Source organism: Paraburkholderia sp. IW21 (assembly GCF_041321145.1).
Lineage (GTDB): Bacteria > Pseudomonadota > Gammaproteobacteria > Burkholderiales > Burkholderiaceae > Paraburkholderia.
This window is the reverse complement of record NZ_JBGGWA010000019.1, coordinates 43,277-61,418: the sequence shown is the minus strand read 5'-3', so window position 1 is coordinate 61,418 and position 18,142 is coordinate 43,277. Positions and strand designations below refer to the sequence as shown.

18 protein-coding genes and 1 riboswitch are annotated in these 18,142 nt (G+C 60.8%); of the genes, 9 read left to right on the top strand and 9 right to left on the bottom strand.

The window, feature by feature from the left end:
- The first annotated feature begins 26 nt into the window (after positions 1 to 26).
- The 4 genes from tssA to tssJ all read left to right on the top strand — a co-directional run bounded on the left by tssA (position 27) and on the right by tssJ (position 5,228).
- Positions 27 to 1,604 (top strand): type VI secretion system protein TssA, encoded by a 1,578-nt coding sequence (gene tssA, locus ACAX43_RS30975; protein WP_370712151.1) that lies wholly within the window; start codon positions 27 to 29, stop codon positions 1,602 to 1,604.
- A 38-nt stretch (positions 1,605 to 1,642) separates the two neighbouring features.
- Positions 1,643 to 3,466 (top strand): type VI secretion system baseplate subunit TssF, encoded by a 1,824-nt coding sequence (gene tssF, locus ACAX43_RS30970; protein ID WP_370712150.1) that lies wholly within the window; start codon positions 1,643 to 1,645, stop codon positions 3,464 to 3,466.
- A gap of 101 nt (positions 3,467 to 3,567) precedes the next feature.
- Positions 3,568 to 4,572 carry a type VI secretion system baseplate subunit TssG gene (gene tssG / locus ACAX43_RS30965; RefSeq protein ID WP_370712184.1) on the top strand — a complete coding sequence of 335 codons (1,005 nt, stop codon included), beginning with the start codon at positions 3,568 to 3,570 and terminating at the stop codon, positions 4,570 to 4,572.
- Positions 4,573 to 4,616: 44 nt separating this feature from the next.
- Positions 4,617 to 5,228 (top strand): type VI secretion system lipoprotein TssJ, encoded by a 612-nt coding sequence (gene tssJ, locus ACAX43_RS30960; RefSeq protein WP_370712183.1) that lies wholly within the window; start codon positions 4,617 to 4,619, stop codon positions 5,226 to 5,228.
- A gap of 158 nt (positions 5,229 to 5,386) precedes the next feature.
- Here tssJ and ACAX43_RS30955 read toward each other — a convergent pair whose 3' ends face one another.
- Complete coding sequence (locus ACAX43_RS30955; protein ID WP_370712149.1) at positions 5,387 to 6,229, bottom strand: MaoC family dehydratase N-terminal domain-containing protein; 843 nt, start codon at positions 6,227 to 6,229, stop codon at positions 5,387 to 5,389.
- A gap of 256 nt (positions 6,230 to 6,485) precedes the next feature.
- Between ACAX43_RS30955 and ACAX43_RS30950 the strand changes: the two genes are divergently transcribed.
- Positions 6,486 to 7,292, top strand: coding sequence for a 2OG-Fe(II) oxygenase (locus tag ACAX43_RS30950; protein WP_370712148.1), 807 nt, complete (start codon positions 6,486 to 6,488; stop codon positions 7,290 to 7,292).
- Between the two features lie 142 nt (positions 7,293 to 7,434).
- On the opposite strand, the gene ACAX43_RS30945 is transcribed toward ACAX43_RS30950, so the two are convergent.
- The 7 genes from ACAX43_RS30945 to ACAX43_RS30915 form a co-directional block, all read right to left on the bottom strand.
- Positions 7,435 to 7,710 (bottom strand): hypothetical protein, encoded by a 276-nt coding sequence (locus ACAX43_RS30945; RefSeq protein WP_370712147.1) that lies wholly within the window; start codon positions 7,708 to 7,710, stop codon positions 7,435 to 7,437.
- Positions 7,711 to 7,994: 284 nt separating this feature from the next.
- Positions 7,995 to 8,270: a hypothetical protein gene (locus ACAX43_RS30940; RefSeq protein WP_370712146.1), complete on the bottom strand. Its 276-nt coding sequence runs from the start codon at positions 8,268 to 8,270 to the stop codon at positions 7,995 to 7,997.
- 515 nt (positions 8,271 to 8,785) lie between these two features.
- Positions 8,786 to 9,049 (bottom strand): hypothetical protein, encoded by a 264-nt coding sequence (locus ACAX43_RS30935; protein WP_370712145.1) that lies wholly within the window; start codon positions 9,047 to 9,049, stop codon positions 8,786 to 8,788.
- A gap of 112 nt (positions 9,050 to 9,161) precedes the next feature.
- Positions 9,162 to 9,422: a hypothetical protein gene (locus ACAX43_RS30930; protein ID WP_370712144.1), complete on the bottom strand. Its 261-nt coding sequence runs from the start codon at positions 9,420 to 9,422 to the stop codon at positions 9,162 to 9,164.
- A complete protein-coding gene (locus tag ACAX43_RS30925) occupies positions 9,422 to 11,818 on the bottom strand; it encodes a DUF6531 domain-containing protein (RefSeq protein ID WP_370712143.1) in 2,397 nt (798 codons plus the stop codon). The genes ACAX43_RS30930 and ACAX43_RS30925 overlap by 1 nt, the downstream gene beginning before the upstream one ends.
- Before the next feature lie 497 nt (positions 11,819 to 12,315).
- Entirely contained in the window at positions 12,316 to 13,074 is a 759-nt protein-coding gene (locus ACAX43_RS30920; protein WP_370712142.1) for a CbtA family protein, read from the bottom strand.
- Between the two features lie 11 nt (positions 13,075 to 13,085).
- Positions 13,086 to 13,307, bottom strand: a complete 222-nt coding sequence (locus ACAX43_RS30915; protein WP_370712141.1) for a CbtB-domain containing protein — start codon at positions 13,305 to 13,307, stop codon at positions 13,086 to 13,088.
- Between the two features lie 42 nt (positions 13,308 to 13,349).
- A riboswitch (cobalamin riboswitch) is annotated at positions 13,350 to 13,488 on the bottom strand.
- A 56-nt stretch (positions 13,489 to 13,544) separates the two neighbouring features.
- Here ACAX43_RS30915 and ACAX43_RS30910 point away from each other — a divergent pair.
- Positions 13,545 to 14,207 carry a histidine phosphatase family protein gene (locus ACAX43_RS30910; protein WP_370712140.1) on the top strand — a complete coding sequence of 221 codons (663 nt, stop codon included), beginning with the start codon at positions 13,545 to 13,547 and terminating at the stop codon, positions 14,205 to 14,207.
- Between the two features lie 55 nt (positions 14,208 to 14,262).
- Here the strand turns inward: ACAX43_RS30910 and ACAX43_RS30905 are convergent, their stop codons facing one another.
- Positions 14,263 to 14,703, bottom strand: a complete 441-nt coding sequence (locus ACAX43_RS30905; RefSeq protein WP_370712139.1) for a hypothetical protein — start codon at positions 14,701 to 14,703, stop codon at positions 14,263 to 14,265.
- Between ACAX43_RS30905 and ACAX43_RS30900 the strand changes: the two genes are divergently transcribed.
- The 3 genes from ACAX43_RS30900 to ACAX43_RS30890 all read left to right on the top strand — a co-directional run bounded on the left by ACAX43_RS30900 (position 14,702) and on the right by ACAX43_RS30890 (position 18,111).
- Positions 14,702 to 14,857: a hypothetical protein gene (locus ACAX43_RS30900; protein ID WP_370712138.1), complete on the top strand. Its 156-nt coding sequence runs from the start codon at positions 14,702 to 14,704 to the stop codon at positions 14,855 to 14,857. The genes ACAX43_RS30905 and ACAX43_RS30900 overlap by 2 nt on opposite strands.
- 73 nt (positions 14,858 to 14,930) lie before the next feature.
- Positions 14,931 to 16,448: an ATPase domain-containing protein gene (locus tag ACAX43_RS30895; RefSeq protein ID WP_370712137.1), complete on the top strand. Its 1,518-nt coding sequence runs from the start codon at positions 14,931 to 14,933 to the stop codon at positions 16,446 to 16,448.
- A 4-nt stretch (positions 16,449 to 16,452) separates the two neighbouring features.
- Complete coding sequence (locus ACAX43_RS30890) at positions 16,453 to 18,111, top strand: ATP-binding protein (protein WP_370712136.1); 1,659 nt, start codon at positions 16,453 to 16,455, stop codon at positions 18,109 to 18,111.
- The last annotated feature ends 31 nt before the right edge of the window (positions 18,112 to 18,142 follow it).

Here is an 18,142-nt window from a genome sequence, read left to right as displayed (position 1 = left end):
TTCACACTGGCGGATCACTGACTGTCATGTTCACGAACCTCCTTAACGCGCTTTTCGGCACGCGCGCACCGTCCGACCTGGCACGCTCCACACAGGGGCGCTGGGACGACTGGCTGCAGCCGGTCAGCGATGCCGCTCCGACCGGCGCCGACCCCAGTTACGACGATGACTTCCTCGCCATCAAGGATGAAGTTGCGAAGCTGTCCGACATCGACGATACGCTGATCGCCGACACTGCCGAGCGATTGCTCAAGCACGACGCCAAGGACGTGCGCCTCGCCGTCTACTACGTTTATGGACGCATGCGTCGTGACGGCGCGGAAGGCGTTGCTTCGGGGTTCGAACTGCTTTCGGCGCTGGTAGACCGTTTTGGCGATACCTTACTGCCGGCCCGCGCCGAAACCCGCAAGGCCGCATTCGAATGGCTCGCGGGCAGCACTTTCGCGGACCGGCTCGACCGGGTGCAAGGACTTACCGACACGCTGCTTGAGCGCACGCTGTCGGCCCTCGCGCTGATCACCGAACGCACGGCGCAATGGCCCGAAGCCGTCCGACCTGAACTGCACCCGCTGTTCCGCCGGTTCGAAGGGCGCGTGGAAACACCGCTGTCGTCGGCGGATATGAATCGCGATGCGTCGTCAGGGACCGCCCCACTCGCGGCCACTTTGCCCGCGGCAAACGAAGTCACGTCGACCCGCGAGCTGCTCGATCGTGCCCGTCAGATGGCGCGGTTTCTCCGAGAGCAGCCGCAAGGCTATCTGGCGGCCTACCGTCTGATGCGATGCGTGCGCTGGGATACGCTGACCGACGTGCCGCCGCACGAGGTGAGCGGCACGACGCGGCTGGTCGCGCCGCGTGCCGAACTGCGCGCGCATCTCAAACGGCTGATGTTGCAGAAGCAGTGGCCGGAACTACTCGACCGGGTCGAGGCGGCGTTCGCCGAAGGTGCGAATCACTTCTGGCTGGACCTGCAGTATTACGCGTTCAGTGCCCAGGAACAGGCTGGCGGCGAATATGCCCAGATTCGGGAACTGGTTGCGACTGACTGCGCGCTCATGCTTGAACGTCTGCCGGGCCTTGACCACCTCGCGTTCTCCGACGGATCACCCTTCGCCGACGACGCCACGCTCGAATGGATCGCGCGTTATGCAACGGTGCGCGATGTCGAACGGGGCGAGACCGTTGCGCCGGTGACCGTTGCGTCGGCCGGTACCGATTGGCCAGAAACCGAAGCACAGGCCGTGGATCTGGCTGCGCAGCAGGGACTCGACGCGGCCTTCTCGTGGCTGCAACGTTTGCCCGCGCAGGAGGGCGAACGCGACCACTTCGTGCGGCACCTGATCATGGCCCGCGTAGCGGAGCGCGCCGAACGACCGGACACAGCACTGCACCTGCTCTCGACGCTGGACGCCGCTGTACAGCGTTTCCAGCTCGCTATCTGGGAGCCGTCGCTGGCCTTCGAAGCCAAGCAGCACCTGTTGCGCCTTCTGAGAATCCGCATGAACCGCAAGGACGCGGACAAAACCACACTCGCGCAGCGCATCGAAGTACTGATGAGCGAGCTGACCGCGATCGACCCGGCCCGCGCGGTGACGCTCGTCTGAGTGAACACGGATGCCACCAAAGACCAAAGATTCCGCCGATGAACAATCCCACCAAAGACAACGAAATCCTCCGCTACTACGAAACGGAAATGCGCTATCTGCGCGAGGCGGGCAAGGAGTTCGCACGAGCGTTTCCAGATCGCGCACGCATGCTTAACATCGATAACATCGGCGAGCGTGATCCGCACGTCGAGCGGCTATTCGAGGGCTTCGCGTTCCTGATGGGCCGCCTGCGCCACAAGCTCGACGACGAATTGCCCGAACTGACAGAAGGTCTCGTCAGCATGCTGTGGCCGCACTACCTGCGGATGATCCCATCACTGTCGATTCTTGAATTGAGTCCGGAAAGTGGAGCGCTGCAAAAGCATGAAACGCTCGCGCCAGGACTCGAAGTGATGTCCGATCCGATTCCACCGGGACTTCCTTCGGGCGTCGGTGACCATGGCGTCGAGTGCATCTATCGGACAACCCAGGCGGTCGACCTGTACCCCTTACGCCTCGTCGAAGCGAACGCATACGCACGGGAAGATGGCCGCTCCGTGCTGCGCTTGCGGCTGGAAGTACAACCCCAGGCGCGGCGAGAGCAACTGGAGGTACCGCGCCTGCGGCTTTTTCTCAACGCCGACCGGCCCGTGGCGCTCGCGCTGTATGCGGCGCTCACAGCTGATCCGCTGGCGCTGCACGTGCGCGTGCCGGGCTACCCCGAGGACCGGCCCGGTACCCCGCAGCCGATGCCGGGCCTGCACCTCAAGGCCGCGGGATTCGCAGCAGAAGAGCGCCTGTGGCCGAAAGCCGATAACGCATTCGGCGGTTACCAACTGCTGCTGGAATATTTCACCTTCCCGGAAAAATTCATGTTCGTGGACCTCGTCGGTCTCGACATGCAGGCGATCCCTCTGGCTGCGGAATACTTCGACGTCGAGGTGGTACTGGCGAAACCGTATCCGGACGACATGCGTTTCTCCGCCGACAACGTGCGCCTCTACTGCACGCCGATCATCAATCTGTTCGCGCTGGAAGCGGATCCGATCACGGCGTCGCAGCATGAGACGGAATATCGCGTACACGCGCTTGAACAACGGGGCGATCAGGTCGACGTGTATTCGGTCGAGAACGTGCGGGGTTTCGAGGCGGGCACTGGCCAGCGCTTCGAATATGCGCCGTTCGCCGCGTTCCGTCATCGCGGCGGCATGCTGCGCCAGGAAATGCCGGAGCGGTATTTCCATACACGTACGCGACGCGGCCCATCCGGGCGCTTCGAAACCTGGATCGTCCTTGGCGGCCATGCGTGGGAACACCAGGACACGCTACCGAAGGAAACGCTGTCGCTGTCCGTCACCGGGACAAACGGCGTGTTGCCGGGCAAACGCTTGCGCGACGCAGGCATCAACCGTATGCGCAGCGGCTTTACCAACATCGGCGCCGTGCGCAACCTGACCGCGCCGACTCTACCCGTGCATCCACCGACCCGCGACCGTTTCCAGTGGCGCGTACTGTCGCATCTGGCACCGAACTACCTGTCGCTGCTCAATGCGGAAATCCTGCGCGGGAGTCTTGCGCTGTACGACTGGACTGATGGTGAACTGAACAAGCGCAGGATTGACGCGATCACCGACGTACAACACCGACTGCTGCAAAAGCTCGTCAAAGGCGGGCTGCAACGTGGCGTCGAGATCGAGGTGACGCTCGACAGCGCCGCATTCGCCGGCGACGGCGATATCGAACTGTTCGGCGGGATGCTGAACCGCTTTCTTGCGCTGTACGCGACGTTGAACCTGTTCACCAAGCTGGTGGTCGTGTCACAGCCGACTGGCCGCCGAATCGAATGGCCCGAGACGAAAGGCGAAGGAGCACCGTTTTGAACGGCCCGCAATGGAGGGGAACGGAGCAAGATCTCGCGTTGGCGTTTGCAAACTGCGCCGACCGGCCGTTGCTGCCCGCGCTGCTCGTCGACGCGACACGGATGAATTTCTTCCGCTTCTGCGAGCTGATCGAACTTGCCGCACCTGATCGGCCGCCCGTCGGCACGACCGATTCGCCGGGGTCCGAGCCGGTGCGCTTTCGCTCGCGAGCGCGGCTCGGCTTTCCGAACCGCGAAATCGATGCGGTTGAATACGACCTCGATAATCCGGCGATGCCGCCCGCCATACGCACGACTTTTCTCGGCCTGTACGGGGTCGACGCGCGCATGCCGTCGTACTTTGTCGACGAGGTCGCGCAGAATCGCGAGGGTGCCGAATCCATGTCGGCATTCCTCGACATCTTCCATCACCGGGTGGTCACGCAGTATTACCGCGTGTGGCGCAAGTACCGGTATCCCGCTGGTTTCAGGAAAGGCGGCACAGATGAAATTTCGCGCTATCTGCTGAGCTTCGCCGGCCTCGGCATCGCGTCACCTGATCTTGCTGCAGCCGCCCCCCAGGGACTGCCTTCGGTAGTGGGCACGCGCAAGCTGCTTTCGATGCTGGGGCTAGCGAGCCAGAAGACGCGTACAGCCGAAGGTCTGGTTGGCGTGTTGCAACACGCGGTGCCGGATGCGCAAATCACCGTGGAGGAGTTCCACCCGGTGTGGATCAGTGCGGCAGGTTACCCGCGGACCCCGCTAGGTGAGGAATGCCTGCTTGGCCGTGGATTTTACGACTGCGCAAACGCGGTGCGGATCGTCATCACCCCGCAAACGCGCGAATCGGTACTCGGGCTGATGCCGGGGCGGGCGAATCACAGCGAGGTAATGGCGCTGCTGCGTTTTTATCTCGGTTACGAAGCGCGGGCGCAACTCGAGATGCATGTGAATCCCGAGTTGATGCCCACCCAGGCACTGAATTCGAATCAGGTCAGTCTCGGCTATACGACCCAACTACCGCAGCCTCGCATACAGGAGCAGGCCCGCCCGGTTACGCGAGTGCAACTCGGCGCGTGGACAGGAGGCAGCGACCGACATGCTGCTCAACAGCACTCAACGCACTGATGCAGCGATTCACGAACATGGAACACGAAAAAGGGATCAACAAAATGATGCGGGCACTTCGAATCGGCGCCGCGGCGTTGGCCATCCTTGCCGTCGCAGGTTGCGGAGTAGGACAGGCCGTGAAAGACAGCACAGTGGATGCGGCGAAATGGGCGTTCACGACGCAGGTCAAGATGATGAACGTGGATCTTGTCAGCCGGTCGTCACTCAACCCAAACGGCGCAGGGCAATCGTTGTCGACCGTCGTGCGGATCTATCAACTGAAAACGCCGCAAACGTTCCAGCAACTCAGCTACACGCAACTGCAAACGAATGATGTCGCGGCGCTTAAGGCAGACCTGCTGGCAACGACGGACGTGGTGCTCCGTCCAGATGCCAGCGCGAGCGTCAGCGAACCGATGAACAGCGACGCGGAATACGTCGGCGTCGTCGCATTATTCCGCAACGCTGGCAAGGATGCGACGTGGAAGCTGGTAGTGCCCAAAAAGCTATGGAAGAAGACTGACCCGGTGAAGATCGAGGTGCAGGGCAGCACTTTGCAACTGGTGGGCGCGACGGCGGAAACGATCAGGCAGAATGCGCCCCAGCAGAGCCTTCCGAATCCGCCGAAGCCAAAGCCGGCTGCGGTGACGGAACATGGAACGCAATCGGGTTGATCGCCAGTGCGTCCGCCTTTCCCTCGATTTCAGGTTGAAGGGAAGAGTTTGCCGTGGAGTGCCATGCCGGAAAACTGCCGGCATAGATCTCGCGCTGCTTCGCGAATGTCCTGAAACGAATCCTGTTGCGTGGTCTGCATGGTCGACTTTCGCCGAGTTCAGGCAAGCGCAGCCGTGGCGCGCATGGTCAGATAGCCTTCGTGATCTTTGGCCCACAGGTCGATGGTCTTGCCGTCGGCGGAGGGTTTGCCGCATACCGTGAAAGGCTGGCCCGCGAAAGTGGGGCGCAGCGCCTTGAACGCGAAGCTTTGCAGTGTCGCATTTGGCAGTTCGCGGCGCACCAGATCGACCAGAAGCGTCGCGATCAGCGGACCATGAACGATCAGACCGGGATAACCCTCGACCTGCGTGACGTACGGGTAGTCGTAATGGATGCGATGGGCGTTGAAGGTCAGCGCGGAGTAGCGGAACAGCATGACGGCGTCGGCGTCGATAGTGCGCCGCCACGTTTCGCCTTCCGGCGCGAGCGCCGGTTGCGGCAGCCGGCTGCCCTCTTGCGGCGCGTCGCGATAGACGATGTCGTGCTCTTCTTCGAGCTTCAGCTCGCCACCGGCCTCGATCGCGTGCTGCACCGTCACAAACACGAGACGGCCCGAACGGCCGGTCTTGTCCTCGATATTGGCGATGGTCGACGTGCGTTTGGCATGCTCGCCGACTTTGAGCGGCGCGTGGAATGTGAGGCGGCCACCGGCCCACATGCGGCGCGGCAACGGAACCGGCGGCAGAAAATCGCCGCGCTTTGGATGACCGTCGGGCCCAGTCCTGGACATCGGCGCCGTCGGCAGAAAGTACAGCCAGTGCCAGAGCGGCGGTATCGTATCGCCGCTTTCTTCCCGGTCGAGGGTCGCGGCCATTGCCGTTAGCGGAAAAACGGTGATGGCGTCTTCGGTGACCACCTCCTTGTTGAGCCAGTCGTCGAGTTTCCGTGGGGAGGCAGACATGGGCGAAGTCTCCGAATGCGTTTATAGGGCTTAATAAGGTCCTACTATGAACCTGGTGGCACGTTTCGCGAAGTTTGCACTTTCGAAGCAGGTCTTTGCTTTAGCTTACGACGCCTGCGGGATGCCCGCGCGGCGGGTTAGCGCGGAGCGCGCCATAGCCCGGCAGAGAATTGAAGAGCAAGAGTCGGAGTGCGTGGCCTCAGGCACTTGATTACACTTAGTCATCGTTCGATGAATCGCCTTATGGAGAATGCTCATGAATACGGTGGCGAAGGATCTGCGCTCGCACCCGCTGGAGTTGGAACTGGGGCTGGAGCCGAAACCGCAATGTGCTGCCGCGCCGGGTGCGGCAGCCGACCCGCTCGCACGGCGCGTCGGTGCGATAGACTGGTTCGATGTCGAAGAAGAGCTGAATCGTTATGGCTGCGCGATGCTGCGCAATCTTCTCAGTGCGCAGGAATGTGGCGCGCTGACCGCGCTGTATGCACACGAAGAGCTGTACCGCAGCCGCGTCGTGATGGCGCGGCATGGTTTCGGACGTGGTGAATACAAGTACTTTGCGTATCCGCTACCGCAGCGGGTTGCACAGTTGCGCGCAGAGCTCTATCCGCGCCTCGTGCCAGTGGCGAATCGCTGGAATGAGGTGATGAATATCGATGTCCGCTATCCGGCCGTGCATGGCGAATTTATCGAGCGCTGTCACGCCGCCGGCCAGATGCGCCCGACGCCTCTGATTCTTCAATACGCCATGGACGACTACAACTGCCTGCACCAGGATCTGTACGGCGAGCACGTCTTTCCGCTTCAGGTCGCGATTCTGCTGTCCGAGCCGGGCGAGGATTTCACAGGCGGGGAGTTCGTGATGACGGAGCAGCGTCCGCGGATGCAATCGCGCACGGAAGTGGTACCGCTCGGCAAGGGCGACGCGGTCGTGTTTGCGGTTCATCACCGGCCGGTTCAAGGCACGCGCGGCGTGTACCGGGTGAATCTGCGGCATGGGGTGAGCCGCCTGCGGTCGGGCCACCGGCATACGTTGGGGGTGATTTTCCACGACGCGGCCTGAAGTGGCCCGAGCTGGTGGACCGTGGGGGTTGCGGCGCTGCATGTCCGCAGCAGCCGCCTCCTCGCCGGTTGCAGCACCGCTGCGACGCCGCAAAAATTCGACAACCGTAATTCTGACCCGGCATCATCCAACCTCGGGCCAATTACTGTCCTGACGGCCTGTCGATTGGGTGAGGCGTGAAGGTCATATATTGTTTGATATCCGGCTGACCCAGCGCAATGAGATTGAGCACTCCACCCCCAAACCGACGCACGAATTCATCGTCAAGCCTGAAATCGAATTCGTCTAGCAGGATCGGCGCTTTCAGTGTTTGAGCCAAGAGCGACGCCAGCTTAGCTGGGTCAACTAACTGCAAAATCAACTGTTGACTATCTTCGTCGTAAGTTACGACCACGGAACGCGGCGGATAATTAGCCATCAATAACCTCTACATTCTTGATAGGTTTGGAATGCCCTCTGCTTACAAAGCGCGGCTGCCCAAGCGCGGCTCATGTGGAAAGCAATCGCATTGCACATTTCGATTTGAGCTTCGTACTGCGCGAAGTATTCGCTTTGGAGATTTCCGGCTGCGCGCGGTGCGCCCCGCCGGACGGAGGCGAAGAGGACAGTTCGCACTTTCTCACGGGTCTCACCAGCCCCGTTCCTGCCCCTTCAGCGCAATGACCAAACGTCGGTCGGTCATGGCACTCAACCCTTGGTCAATTACTGTTCTGACGGCCTGTCAATGGGCTCCTGCGTAACCGTCATGTATTGTTTGATGTCAGGCTGACCCAGCGCAATGGCATTGAGCATTGCGACTCCAAGCCGACGCGCGAACTCGTCGTCAAGCCTGAAATCGAAATCGTCCAGCAGGATCGGCACCGTGAATTTTCCAGCCAGAAGCGGGGCCAGCTTGGCAGGTTCAATTAACTGCACATTCAACCGCTGACTGTCTTCGTCGTAGTTCAGAACCACGGAACGGGGTGGATCAATAGCCATCAATACCCTCTACACTCTTGATAGATTTGGAATGCCCTCTGCTTGCACAGCGCGGCGGCCCGTGCGCCGCCCATGCGAGGAGCAATCGCATTGCACATTTCAATTTGAGCTTCACACTGCGCGAAGCATTCGCTCTGGAGATTTCCGGCGGCGCGCGGCGCCCCCCGCCAGACGTTGGCGAAGAGGGGACAAGTTCGCACTTTTCTCACGAGCCTCACCAGGCTCGTTCCTGCCCCTTCAGCGCAATGACCAGACGTCTGTCGATCATGCCACTCAACCCCTAGTCAATTACTGTTCTGACGGCTTGTCGATTGGCTCTTGCGTAACGGTCATGTATTGCTTGATGTCAGGCTGGCCCGCCCCAATCAGATTGAGCATTGCGACTCCAAGTCGTCGCGCGAATTCGTCGTCAAGCTTGAAATCGCCTTCGACCATCAGCGGCGTCGCTCCCGCCCCCTCGGGGCCATGACCATACGTCGGTCAAATGATACTGAAGCGTTGACCAATTACTGCCCTTACGACTTGTCGATCGGCCCTTCTGTGAACGTCATGTACTGCTTGATGTCAGGCTGCCCCAGCGCAATCGTATTGAGCATTCCAACTCCACGCTGTCGCGCAAATTCATCATCCAGTTTGAAATCTTGTTCATCGGCCATCACAACGCCCATTCTCCCTGCAACGAGCGGGGCAAGCCTGTTTGGATCAATGGTATGCACAATTAGCTGCTGCAGATCTTCGTTGTAGGTCAGAACTACAGAATACGGCGGATGATTAACCATTAATACCCCCTGTACTGTTGATACACGAAAAGGGTAGGCGACGCCTCCTACCCTTTTGCGTTATAGCTTCGAGTCACTTTCCTTGTGGTTCACTATCTCGCTGTCCGGGCGACTAGTCGATTGGGTCCTGCGTAAAGCTCATGTATTGCTTGATGTCCGGCTGACCCAGCGCGATCAGACTGAGCATCGCGGCTCCAAGCCGTCGTGCGAACGCGTCGTCAAGCTTGAAATCGTGCTCGTCCAGCAGGATTGGTGCCTCAAGCGTCCCGGCCACGACCGGGGCTAATCTGGCTCGATCAACAGCTTGCACGGCAAACTCTTGACGATCTTCGATATATGTCAGAACCACGGAATACGGCGGATGATTAGCCATCAATACCCTCTGCACTCTTGATAGATTTGGAATGCCCTTTGCTTACACAGCGCGACTGCTCGCGCGCCGCCCATGTGAGGAGCAATCGTATTGCATATCGTCATTTGAGCTTCATACTGCGCGAAGCACTCACTCTCGTGAGCCTCCCTGCCACCGCACTTTACCATTCCGCCGTCACCGCTACCGCCCTTGAAAAGGGCCCCATAAAGCATCGACCTCTTCGCAGAACCGGTCAGATCTGGCACAAGAGCAGGATAAGGAACCTGCGACTGATCGCCCAGCATCAGCTCCGTGGTCTCGCCCCACTTCGGCAGTGTATCGCTCAGTTCACTACTAAAAAGCTTCCCCGTGAACTTCGCTTTCCACGTCATGTAGCATTCAACGCACATTTCTGGAACGAAGGCTCCAGCATCAGACTTGATTCCTGTGAGCATAGGCGGTGGCGCAACCGGGTCATTGCCCAACTCCCAGTTGGTAAGCCACACACCCAGTTCAGCGTCGCTGATCGGCTGCCACCACGCACCGTTAGCAGAGACCTTCGCCGAATGTGACGACACCGTGCCATTCGCAGCATACTGATAGTCGACTGCCAGTACGCGGGAGAGACTGCCATTTATGGAACTCGCCGGTTCTTTGTACTGGAAAGACTTTACGCGACCACGCTCATCGTAAGCGATGCTCGCCTGGCCGCTGTTACCCGCTATCTGTGTTGCACGGTTCGCGGCGTTACGCTCGAGCGTTCGCATCGCCCAACCTGACACGGCGTCCCGTGTCGTTGCGATGTTGCCCTTTGCGTCATACGTGTAGGTCCAGTCTTCAATCTTCCTGCCGTCCTGGATGACGGTGGCTGACAGAAGACGACCCACATCGTCGTAGCGCGCGCCGACTGTCATTTGACTACCCGTTCCGACCGCCTGCAGTCCCTGTTCGCCTGTCAGGTCGGTCGTTTCCCGCTCCGCGTAGCCCGTGACGTTGCCTCGCGAGTCATAAACGAACGCGCGGACTTTGCCCGGTGTAGCGAGCAGATGCGGACGCAGCGAGTTGTCATCGTTGTACTCAATCGTCGTTACCGTCTTCTTCCCGGGGACGGTTGCAATTGCCTTCGTTGGCCGGTTGGCGCTGTCCCAGGTGTACTGGACATCTCCATCAGGAGTCTGCCTCTGCTTCAGATTCCCTGCTGCATCCCACACACGCGATACCGTGCCGCCTGGCGTAGCAATTGAACGAGGACGCCGCGTATCCAGGACATCAAAGGTGTACGTGCTCCTGCCGGACATGTCGCTGAGCGTCGTCATGCCGGGACCATAGCTGAGCGACACATTACGCGTCGTGTCAGGATGGGTAACCGAGATTGCACGCCCGCTGGAATCGTAGGCCCACGTTGCAATCCTTGAACCGGATTCGTCCTTTACGCCCGTCAATGCGTTGGGGAAGCGGGCATCCTCGTACAGATACTGACGAACGTGGTCATATGGTGCAGTTACCGAAACAAGATTGCCCTTTCCGTCGTAAGCATAGGACGTCGGCATTCCCAAAGGATCTACCAGGGTAACGACACGGTCGCTATTGTCGTATTCCAAACGAATTGAGGTCGCCGTTGCCGGTATCACGTTATCGGCCGGCCACTCGGCGATCGATGACAGGCGCTGCCTGCCGTCATAGAAAACCTTGCGGATCACACCCGTGCGGGTCGTTTCGGAATAGAACTTACCGGTGGTATCGGAGTAGGCTTCCGTCGTACCCGGCAGTTCGTCCTTCAGGTAGAAGTAACCGTCGCCCGCTTTCGTCAGGGAGAGCCCGCGATTTCCTGGTACGACCCACGCTCCGCCAATCCACTTGAACGTCAGAGCTTGCTGGTCACCCCGATAGGCAACAATGTGCGGCACGCTCGCGTTGATCCCGAGCAGGTCGAGCCTACGCTGCCAGTTATTGACCCAGTTGCGGCCCATCGCTGTCTGCGTGGTGTCATAGGGCTTCGAAAGATACGTGCGCTTAAAGACAAGTGGAAGCGTGTCGCCGCTCGCGAAGTCAGGCTCGGAAAGCATGACAATGCCCTTTGCCGGCAACACCGGGTCCGCGACGGGGCAGGAGTCGTCGGACTGAGGCGGGACCGGTACGCCGCCGCAATAGTCGGCTATCCAATCCGAGGCATTAGGACAGTTGTAGTAATTCAATGCGTTATAGGGATCGTCCGGGCCCGTCGACATAGGCGAAGTGCCCGCGACCTGGATAGCGCAGGTCGGGGTCCCGGGAATCCCGAGAGATTTCTGGTAGGTCTGCATGCATTGCATGTAATCTGCCGCGTTGGCGCCAAACGCGACCATGAGCAGCATGAATGCGGCGAGCAGGCGTGCCGTTATTCCCGTTGGTCTCTCATCAAGTCTTTTGTTTTTCATAGTCATCCTTATTGGTTGTACTTGTTTGAAGCCCAAGCACTCTATAAAGAAGACTCGATAGTGGAAATCCGACAAATCCTAAACTTGTGACTTCCCTGGCCTCTCGCAACAGACGCTTGCGACGCCAGCCAGAACAAGCCGTAAGACGTCACGAAAGAACATGCAGGCCATGGACACGCAATAACGGCGACAACAAGAAAAGCAGACGCAGAAAAGCCCTCGCGACTAGTCCGGCCACGAGATATTCCTGCGCGAAGGTAGAGGGAAGCTGAGAGGCCGCATCGGGCCGACAAGGAAGAAGGGGACTGGGCGTCCCCATGAAAACCGAGCTATGCGTGACCTAGCCGTTCAAGCGAACGCTCCAAAGTTATCCCCAGTTTTTGTCCATAAGCCTGTGGATAACATTCTGGCAAGCACGCCAAGTACCTGATGTCTTTGGCTTCTCTGGCGCTGCACGTCCGCGCGACCGCGACCGCCCTCGCGGTCGCGCCTCTCGATCAAAGGTAAGCAGACTTCGCCGCGCTGCGACTCGCGGGAATCAACAGCTTGCTCCGCTCGACCATTGCGCCAAACAGCAACCCGATGGTCGTCCACATAATCACTTGCATCCCAATTGCCGCCACGCGAAACTTCCACAACAGCGTCGCCGGGAAACCTGCCGGCACTTCGTTGATTGTCGGCATCGACAACTGCACAGCAGCAATGATCACGATGAACACCAGGCCCGCCACAATCGATCCGTTCCACGCGCCCAGCTTCAGCGCCGCGCGGCGCCGCACCTTCAGCGAAAACACCAACGCCGTCAGCGAGATCGCGATCATCAGGAAGAACAAGCCGGTCCTGGTCCCGATCGTCCCGGGGTCGCCCACTGACGGAGGATTCGCCGGATACTTGATGCTCGGAACGATCACCAGCGCGACAAACGCGCCGAGCGCCAACCATGCGGACAACGCGCGTGCACTCAATGCGCCGACGCGGCCATATGCATACGCGAACACCAGCGAAAACAACCCACCGAATGCGGCGCCATATGCCACGACGCCAGTCAACAGGCCCAAGCCCGCTTGCGTGCCGCGGCTTACGAGTTCCTCTTCATGCCCGTGTTCGTGTGCATCGGCGCCCGCGGCCTCGGTCTTTTCCTCGAAGGAAATCGCCTGACTGACCTGCGGCTCGCCCACCACTCGGGCAAAGCCGAACGTGAGGAGTCCCGCGGCGATGCCTGCAAGCATCCCGCGCACCAACAACTTACCAACCATGGTCGACTCCGTTAGTGGCAGGGAAAGCCGAGCAGATGGCGGCCGTCGTGCACGAATTCATGCACGTACATGCCGGGAATCAGTGACGTGGCACCCTGTTCCGCACCAACGAAATAAAGCGCGAGCAACAGCAGCAAGCCGCCGAACACGACCCAGGGCAACAACTCACGCAGTGGAATCGGCGTGGGTTGAGCGGCGGGCAGAGTCGCGGAATCGAAAACAGCGTGGGTCATACGGGACATCTCCTGGGGGTAACGCGCCCCAATAGTCGATTGAAAAGGAATAGTGCGAAGCTCAGGTCTGGCTTTCGGCTGTGAATACCGAATACAGTGGCGCGACCGCGCCGGGTTCTCACCGGCTTCCGTGCTTCGCAGTGCCGCTATTCTACGCGCTAAACTTTGCCTCTCGATAGCGCCAGGCATGGTCGCACGCCTCCCGCTTTAGTCTGGGCCTTCATGGAAATGAACTGAATGGACACACGGCTGTTACTGGTCAGCCACGCGTCGACCGCCGCAATGCGCGCAGGCCGTTTCCCCGCCGACGATCCACTCGACGCACGCGGCCTCGCCGAAGCCAGCGCGGCGCGAGCGCGTCTGTCGATTCCGGACGTCGTGGCGGTCTTCGTCAGCCCAGCCGTATGCGCGCGCGAGACGGCGTCGGCCTTAGGTCTCGTCGCAACCGTCCACAAGGGACTGGCGGACAGGGATTACGGTCGATGGCATGGCCGGCGTCTCGCTGATCTCGCCGTCGAAGCGCCGCAAGATCTCGCTGCATGGACGCACGATCCCGACGCGGCCGCACCCGACGGCGAGTCATTCAGTCAACTCGTCAAGCGGGTAGGACAATGGCTCGATGCAATGAGCGAAGAAATCAGCAGGCTAACGGGCGATGCTGCGTTAAGCGACGCAATGGGCGGTGCAATGGATGCGGCGCCAAGCAAAGCAACGAGCGGCGCGCCGCGCAATAGGCGAGATGTGGTCACCGTCACGCACGCGCCGGTGATCCGGGCAGCGATCGTTCATGCGCTCGGGGCGTCGCCCGCCGTCTTTCCACGCATCGAAGTCGCGCCGCTCTCGGTCGTCGAGTTGCGATGCGCGCGACGCGGCTGGACATGGTGGCCCGCCACTCAGTAACGGCTACGGCTGCGCGCATGGGGACAGCTTGGCCGCGTCGAAACTCCTCTTCCGCTCACTTGCCCGAGACAACCAGCCTCAGCTTGTTCGAACCAGAACGCGTCAAGGTGATATCGGTTCGCCTGGCACGCGTGCCTAGATAAAAGTGCTGACGTCCCGGCGAATTCTGATCGTGCGTCGCGTCCGGCAAACACGATGCGATATCCGCCGCGACGGCCTGCAGGGCGTCCGCATTCGAGCCGGCGTCGTTGTGCGGCGTCCACGTGCATTGGTAGCTGCCGTGGTTCGCTGAACATTGCGCGTCATCGCCGTAGGGTTGCGCGATGCCCCTCCCGTCATCCGGCGTCAGCGAGGCTAAACCGCCTGGCGCCGTCGCGACGATACGTTTGAGCGATGTGCATGGGCTGGGCGCATCGTCGGCATTCGCACTCTGCGGCAGCCATGCGCTCAGCGACAAGGCGGCAATCGCGGCAATAAGCATGAGGATCTTGTTCATGTCGGCGCAATCCTTCGAACGGGGCGCTATCGCGACAGCACGCTTCGTGCCTATGGAAGGGCGGCAAATCGATCGCACGAGCCGAGTGCACCAGAAAGTGGCCTGCACGGCGATCATCACGTTGCTCATCGACGCTGGCAAACAGCGCCTGTAGGCATACAAATTGCGGTCACACCGTACCGGCAAAGAAAATACCGCCCACTAAATTGACGCCAACCCGTTACGCAATGTCTAACCAACCTGCCGCCGGCATACCGGCCCGTCTCTCCTGCGGAATACAGGGAATCGACAACGTTCTGGGGGGCGGTCTCACGCCGCACCGCCTATACCTTGTCGAAGGTGCCCCCGGCACAGGTAAAACTACCCTCGCGTTGCAATTTTTACTGCAGGCTGCCGCCGACGGCCAGGTAGGGCTATACATCACGTTGTCCGAAACCCGCGACGAGCTGATCTCAGTAGCGGACAGCCACGGCTGGGACATCAGCACATTCAGCATCCTCGAACTCCTGTCCGACGAAGGCCTCGACCCGCAATACGAACAAACCGTGCTGCACCCGGCCGAAGTCGAACTCGGCGAGACCGTGCGCAACGTCATCGAGCAGGTCGACGCGCTCAAGCCCGTGCGCATCGTGCTCGACAGCCTCTCAGAGTTGCGTCTGTTGTCGCAGAACCCGTTGCGCTATCGCCGGCAGATTCTGGCGCTCAAGCGCTATTTCGCCACCCGCGAATGCACGGTCCTCCTGCTCGACGACAATACATCGGACCCCGGTGATGTCCAGTTGCACAGCATCGCGCACGGCGTGATCAGTCTCGACAACCTCGTGCACGACTACGGCGGGAACCGGCGACGCATGCGCATCTCGAAGATGCGCGGTATCAAGTTTCGCGAGGGCTATCACGACTTCACCCTCGACACCGGCGGCATCCACGTTTATCCGCGCCTCGTCGCGGCGGAGCATCATGCGGAATTCAATACCCGAGTGCGCAGCACCGGCACGCCGGGTCTCGACGCGCTGCTCGGCGGCGGTTTGATCCCGGGCACCAATGCGCTATTGATCGGCCCGTCGGGCGTCGGCAAGACCACCACGGTGGTGTCGTGCCTGGTCGCAGCGCTAGATCGTGGCGAGCGCTGCGTCTACTACGTATTCGACGAGACCCTCACCACGCTCATGATCCGTTGTGCGACGCTCGGCATGCACCTGGCGCCGCACGTCGAAAGCGGCCTGCTCACGTTGCGCCAGATCGATCCGGCAGAAATCTCGCCCGGCGAATTCGCCTGCGACGTGCGCGAATCGGTCGAGGACAAGGGCTGTAAGTACGTTGCCATCGACAGTCTGAATGCCTATCTCCAGGCGATGCCCGGTGAGCGCTATCTGCTGCTGCAAATGCACGAACTGCTCGGCTATCTGAACCAGCAAGGCGTCATCACCATGCTCGTACTGGGCCAGCACGGCATCATCGGCGAGGTGCAGAGCGACATCGACATCAGCTATCTCAGTGACGTCGTCGTGCTGTTCCGCTATTTCGAACACCACGGCGAAGTGTTGACGGCCGTCACCGCGGTGAAAAGCCGCGCGAGCGCACACGAGCGCTCGATCCGCCAGTTCCGGCTCGCCAGTAACGGCGTGGAAGTCGGCGAAGCGTTGCGCGACTTCGAGGGCGTCCTCTCGGGGCTACCCGCCTACCGCGGGGGCACCGCGCTGCTCGGTGCGCCCGACCGCGTCATCAACACGTCCAGGCAATAACGCCATGGAGCAACGCGTCCTTATCCTCGCGCCGTACGGCCGCGACGCCGATGTAATTGCCGAGGTTCTCCACAAGGACGACCGCGAATGTGTCGCTTGCCGCGATGCCGATGCGCTCACCGAAACGCTGGATGCCGGCGCGGGCAGCGCGCTGATCGCCGAAGAGGCACTCGCGAACGGTCATGCAGCGCGGCTGTTCGGCTGGCTCGAACAGCAGCCGACGTGGTCCGACTTCCCCTTTATCCTGCTCGCCGCCAATCGCGTCGGGCGCCGGTCGGCACGCGGCCTCGAAGTGCTCGAGCGGCTCGGCAACGTAGTGGTGCTCGAGCGCCCGCTGAACTCGGAAACGCTCCGACGCGCGGTAGGGTCCTCGCTGCGGGCGCGCTCGCGGCAGTATGAGTCGCGCCGCCAACTGGCCGAACTGATCGAGGCGCAAGAAGCGCTGGTGCAACTCAATGATTCGCTGGAGAGCCGCATCGCCGAGCGCACGCACGAGCTCGCTTCCGCCAACAACCGGCTGATGATGGAGATTCACGAGCGCGCCAAAGTGCAGGCGGTACTGGTGCAGTCGCAGAAGATGGAGGCGCTCGGGCAACTCACGGGCGGCATCGCGCACGACTTCAACAACCTGCTGAACGTCATCATGGTCAACGCGGAGCTGATCGCGCGAGTCGGCAGCAGCGATCGTATTCGTGCAATGGCCGCCACCGTCAAACGCGCGACCGAGCGGGGCGCGAAACTGACGGGCCAATTACTGACCTTCTCGCGCAACAGCAATCTCGATCTGAAAGCGGTGGACGTGGTCGCCTTGCTGCAAGGCATGCGCGACATCGTCACCGTGTCGCTCGGTTCGAGCATCAGCTACATCAACGAATCCGATTGCGAAGAGATGTGGACTGAGGCCGATGCCAATCAACTCGAACTGGCCATCCTCAATCTGGCGATCAACGCGCGCGACGCGATGCCCGGCGGCGGCCGGCTAGGCGTTCACGTGAAGGAGCGCACGGCCCCCGATCAAACCCTCAAACACGGCCGCTATGTCGTGGTCGAAGTCACCGACACCGGCTCCGGCGTGCCCCCCGACATCGTCTCGCGCGTGTTCAATCCATTCTTCACGACCAAGCCGATCGGCAAGGGCACCGGCCTCGGCTTGAGCCAGGTCTACGGGATCGCGCGGCAAGCCGGCGGCACCGCACGCCTGTTCAGCGAAGAAGGCACCGGCACCACGGTGGAGATCTGGCTGCCGTTACGCGAGCGCGCGGCTCCGCAAACCGAGGCGGTATCCAATGTCGAGGAGAACGCGGTCGGCGAACAACGCGTGCTGGTCGTCGAGGACGATGGCGAGGTGCGCGCGATGCTGGTCGACTGTCTGAGGATGCTCGGCTATACCGTGACGGAAGCCGCGGACGGACGGGCCGGGCTAGACCGTTTAAAGGACGACAATCCCGATTTGCTGATGGTCGACTTCGCGATGCCGGGTATGAACGGTATCGACGTCATCGCCGAGGCGCGCAAGATGCGCGAAGACCTGCCGGTCATCCTGGCGACCGGTTATGCGGACGTGGATATTTCGGGCCTCGCCGTCAAGCGCTGCACGATCTTGCGCAAACCCTTCCAGCTCGACGATCTGGCACGTACCGTACGGCTCGGCCTCGCGGCCTGAAAGAAGTCCCCGGGCGTGTCATGAGTTGTCA

What these genes read in the sequence shown, in the direction of transcription:
- tssA (WP_370712151.1), top strand. Translation starts at nt 27, where the DNA reads ATGTTCACGAACCTCCTTAACGCGCTTTTCGGCACGCGCGCACCGTCC.
- tssF (WP_370712150.1), top strand. Translation starts at nt 1,643, where the DNA reads ATGAACAATCCCACCAAAGACAACGAAATCCTCCGCTACTACGAAACG.
- tssG (WP_370712184.1), top strand. Translation starts at nt 3,568, where the DNA reads ATGAATTTCTTCCGCTTCTGCGAGCTGATCGAACTTGCCGCACCTGAT.
- tssJ (WP_370712183.1), top strand. Translation starts at nt 4,617, where the DNA reads ATGATGCGGGCACTTCGAATCGGCGCCGCGGCGTTGGCCATCCTTGCC.
- ACAX43_RS30955 (WP_370712149.1), bottom strand. Translation starts at nt 6,229, where the DNA reads ATGTCTGCCTCCCCACGGAAACTCGACGACTGGCTCAACAAGGAGGTG.
- ACAX43_RS30950 (WP_370712148.1), top strand. Translation starts at nt 6,486, where the DNA reads ATGAATACGGTGGCGAAGGATCTGCGCTCGCACCCGCTGGAGTTGGAA.
- ACAX43_RS30945 (WP_370712147.1), bottom strand. Translation starts at nt 7,710, where the DNA reads ATGGCTAATTATCCGCCGCGTTCCGTGGTCGTAACTTACGACGAAGAT.
- ACAX43_RS30940 (WP_370712146.1), bottom strand. Translation starts at nt 8,270, where the DNA reads ATGGCTATTGATCCACCCCGTTCCGTGGTTCTGAACTACGACGAAGAC.
- ACAX43_RS30935 (WP_370712145.1), bottom strand. Translation starts at nt 9,049, where the DNA reads ATGGTTAATCATCCGCCGTATTCTGTAGTTCTGACCTACAACGAAGAT.
- ACAX43_RS30930 (WP_370712144.1), bottom strand. Translation starts at nt 9,422, where the DNA reads ATGGCTAATCATCCGCCGTATTCCGTGGTTCTGACATATATCGAAGAT.
- ACAX43_RS30925 (WP_370712143.1), bottom strand. Translation starts at nt 11,818, where the DNA reads ATGAAAAACAAAAGACTTGATGAGAGACCAACGGGAATAACGGCACGC.
- ACAX43_RS30920 (WP_370712142.1), bottom strand. Translation starts at nt 13,074, where the DNA reads ATGGTTGGTAAGTTGTTGGTGCGCGGGATGCTTGCAGGCATCGCCGCG.
- ACAX43_RS30915 (WP_370712141.1), bottom strand. Translation starts at nt 13,307, where the DNA reads ATGACCCACGCTGTTTTCGATTCCGCGACTCTGCCCGCCGCTCAACCC.
- ACAX43_RS30910 (WP_370712140.1), top strand. Translation starts at nt 13,545, where the DNA reads ATGGACACACGGCTGTTACTGGTCAGCCACGCGTCGACCGCCGCAATG.
- ACAX43_RS30900 (WP_370712138.1), top strand. Translation starts at nt 14,702, where the DNA reads ATGTCGGCGCAATCCTTCGAACGGGGCGCTATCGCGACAGCACGCTTC.
- ACAX43_RS30905 (WP_370712139.1), bottom strand. Translation starts at nt 14,703, where the DNA reads ATGAACAAGATCCTCATGCTTATTGCCGCGATTGCCGCCTTGTCGCTG.
- ACAX43_RS30895 (WP_370712137.1), top strand. Translation starts at nt 14,931, where the DNA reads ATGTCTAACCAACCTGCCGCCGGCATACCGGCCCGTCTCTCCTGCGGA.
- ACAX43_RS30890 (WP_370712136.1), top strand. Translation starts at nt 16,453, where the DNA reads ATGGAGCAACGCGTCCTTATCCTCGCGCCGTACGGCCGCGACGCCGAT.